At 47.8% G+C, this 3,256-nt stretch carries 2 protein-coding genes and 2 pseudogenes; 3 read left to right on the forward strand and 1 reads right to left on the reverse strand.

Going from position 1 to position 3,256, the window contains the following annotated elements:
• Positions 1-656 (forward strand): annotated as a pseudogene (locus tag J7439_RS25105) (hypothetical protein); the annotation flags it as partial.
• Positions 656-1,039, forward strand: coding sequence for a hypothetical protein (locus J7439_RS25110; RefSeq protein ID WP_209204792.1), 384 nt, complete (start codon positions 656-658; stop codon positions 1,037-1,039). The pseudogene J7439_RS25105 and the gene J7439_RS25110, both read left to right, overlap by 1 nt.
• Here the strand turns inward: J7439_RS25110 and J7439_RS25115 are convergent.
• Positions 1,036-1,542 carry a hypothetical protein gene (locus tag J7439_RS25115; protein WP_209204793.1) on the reverse strand — a complete coding sequence of 169 codons (507 nt, stop codon included), beginning with the start codon at positions 1,540-1,542 and terminating at the stop codon, positions 1,036-1,038. The two genes, J7439_RS25110 and J7439_RS25115, sit on opposite strands and share 4 nt — an antisense overlap.
• A 630-nt stretch (positions 1,543-2,172) precedes the next feature.
• On the opposite strand from J7439_RS25115, the pseudogene J7439_RS25120 reads away from it, so the two are divergent.
• Positions 2,173-3,256, forward strand: a pseudogene (locus J7439_RS25120) (hypothetical protein); the annotation flags it as partial.

Below are 3,256 nucleotides of genomic sequence, written 5' to 3' on the forward strand. Positions count from 1 at the left end.
GCATTGGTCGCTGGCTCAATCAAACATCAACCGCTGCCGCTTATGTGAAAAAACAATTTTTAGAGCAGAGAATTGCCCTTGAACAGCTGTTTGAAAGCTATGAACAGGGCGAGATCAATGCCAGAAAATTTGTCCATGAGGCCGAAGATGCCGCACAAACCATGAGCCTGCTCAATCAAACGGATTTAGACCGGCTCAATAACGCCATTGTTTCAGCCAAACAAAACATGGCCCGCTTAGGCGACAGTTCCCGCAATACCCTCAACAGCCTGCAAGATGAACTGGATGAATTGCAGGGCAGACAATCGGATATTGAGCAGCGCCGTTATCAAAATCAGCGTAATGATTTGCGGGCGCAACAGGCCGAGGCCATCGCAAATGGGGATCAGGAGGCGATCAGGAATATTACCTCAGCCCTGCGGATCAGCGAGCAGATTTACAATGAGCGGAGGCGGCAAGCTAATAATGAGAGAACGCAAGCCCTCAGAGAGAGTCAAGGGAGTACAAACCTTCCTGCTCAAAGCACCGCTTCACAAACCCCGCAGCGTATTATCCGGCTGGAATATCCGGGAGGTGATGTAAATGTCGTCGTTGCACCGGGGGATGAAACCAAACTGCTGGATGCTCTGAAAAATGCTGGTATGAGGACGGTCTGATGCAACTGGATACCATAACACTTCCCGACGATCTGCTCTGGATCAATGAATTTGAATGGAACCTGGTGGAGCAAACCACCGAGCGGAGCCTGACCGGGGCTTTGTTGGTGCAGGAGGGACAATTGACCCATGGAAGACCAATCGTTCTCTCAGGCAATGGTCAGGCCGGTTGGGTTTCTCGGCTGACAGTAAAAAACCTGTTCACTCTTTCCAAGGCGGTCAGTAAAACAATGACATTAAAGCTCCCGGATAACCGGCAGTTCTCCGTTATTTTTGACCGCTCTAACGGGGCTCCCATTGAGGCACAACAGCTTATGCCGTTTGCCTACCCGGACGATAGCAACCAATACCTTCTTACCCTTCGATTGCTGACCGTTCACTAAGGCTGAGAGGGATCGTTCGGGACTGTAAATATTCCTTCAGGTTGACGGCTGAAAAGCGGGGGGACAGTATCTTCTAAATTTTTACTGGAACCCTGGGGCGTTTCAGTTAAATTAGAAGTCAGTGGTAAATCACCTGAGTTTTTAGTTGAATTGACTGACTGACGATACTGCTTTTTTTTGCACTCCCTTTCGCGCTCGGCGTAAGCGGGATCTTTGCGAAGCTCCCTTTGGCGCTCCCTTTCGCGTTCGGCGTAAGTGGGATCTGTCTGGTAGAGCTTCCTTTTGCGCTCCCTTTGGCGCTCCCTTTTGCGCTCAGCGTAAGCGGGATCTGTCTGGTAGCGCTCCCTTTGGCGCTCCCTTTGGCGCTCGGCGTAAGCGGGATCTTTGCGAAGCTCCCTTTGGCGCTCCCTTTGGCGCTCCCTTTCGCGTTCGGCAAGTGAAGAACTGCCATCAACATTAACTTCTGCCCGGGTTGTTTGATTATCACTTGTAGCTTGGTGCATGCATAACGGATTAACGACAGCAACTGGCCGTAAATCTTGTGAACTATGAATTCCGGCAGGAATATTAGTTAACTGTAAACCTGAGCTTGTATGATTCGCTGTTGTTTGCTCTCTAATTTCAAGCTCGTCCCACGATATTTGCTCCTGAAAGGGAGTACTTGGTGTTAATAATAATGCATTCTTGACTGATTCATAATCAGGCTGGTAAGGAACATATTCATCAAGAATGGATTGTGGTATCTCTGGAATACCTGTTCCAGAAGCGTTTTCTGAATCGAAGTTTGTTAGGGATGTAATATTATATTCATTCAATGAAATAGAATGATTAGCTTCATTTTGATATGTATCTGGTTCGCTATTGTAAATAGAAATAGGGTTCAGCACTTGAACTGGTATGCCTTGATAAATAGGCTGCTGTTCGGTGGTACCAAATTGCTGTTCTTGATCTACTAAACCTGATGCGCTGCAACAAAGATAAGAAAAAGAAGCATCGAATGAAGGAAGTTGATCGATTTGATCCATTGAATTATTGAACTGTCGAATTACAGCTTAAGACCACACCTTCTTATAAAAGTTCCTCTCTTTCACAACTCATTCTTTATTTATGTCAACCAAGCATAAGGAATTGTTATGGCTATTACTAATAGCGACGTAAAACTCTTCGAAAGTCAGCGCCTCACGGATGAGGAAGCTGGTGGCGGTCGGGTGACCGGAAACGAGGTCATTGATGGCAACGTTAATAATCTCTTTCAGGACATTTCCCGGATTGACCGGACCATTGGTGATGTGGCTTTGCGGAAGGCGTTTATCGGGATCAGCACCGATAACAATGACATCTATCTCGGCAGTCATTTGATCCTGACCGAGCCTCCCAAGGATAAGAATGTCTCGGTATTGCTGTTCAATACCGACAGTCAGACTGATGAGCGCCTCGATGCCAGAGACAGAATAAAAAGTTATGTGGTTCCTGGTATCAAGGCATCATGGGAACTGGTAGGCGATCAGCTGGAAGGACAACGAGCTATTGTCGGGTATCAGCGGGAGGAATGGGCGGTTCCTGAAATTGGCGAGGTCTATAAGCTGATTACACCGGATGAAAAAATCAGCCAGTTTATCCGTATTACTGCCGTTGATTATTCCGTTGAGACTTTTACCTATTTCACTGGAGCGGAATATATAGATTTTACCCGGCGTAAGGTGGAAATGCAGATTAGCGCTCCTTTGGTGACGACTTTTATGGTGGAGCACATGAGCGTTTTAAGCGACGTTCAGATTAATGGCGATCTGTCTATTATCTCCCCGGTGCCTTGGGATTTACCCGCCTCCGAAACCACGGTGGGCAGTGCGGTGGTCTATGGCGATCTTCAGGCCAGAGTAAAAAACTTTTTCAGCCAGAAGGTATGGGATAACGGCGATCCAAACTGGACGGATAACCGGGTTGGAGACCAGACAACGGCCCAATACAACACCATCAACTATCCGGTAGAGGTGACCAACAAGGGAGCCATATACGGCAAGTGGGCGATCATTTTTACCAGCACTACTGCCTTCCAGATTGTAGAGGAAAAGCTCGGGATCATAGCCAATGGCAGCACAACAACGGATACCGCTCCAATTAACCCGGAAGCGGGAGTGCCTTATTTCACCTTGAAAGCCGATGGTTGGGGCAGCGGCTGGTCAACAGGCAACGCTATCCGGTTCAATACCGATGGGT

Origin of the sequence: Salinisphaera sp. G21_0, assembly GCF_017744115.1 — a bacterium.
GTDB lineage: Bacteria > Pseudomonadota > Gammaproteobacteria > Pseudomonadales > Endozoicomonadaceae > Endozoicomonas.

Coding starts and splice junctions, on each gene's coding strand:
- J7439_RS25110 (WP_209204792.1), top strand. CDS start 656: ATGCAACTGGATACCATAACACTTCCCGACGATCTGCTCTGGATCAAT.
- J7439_RS25115 (WP_209204793.1), bottom strand. CDS start 1,542: ATGCACCAAGCTACAAGTGATAATCAAACAACCCGGGCAGAAGTTAAT.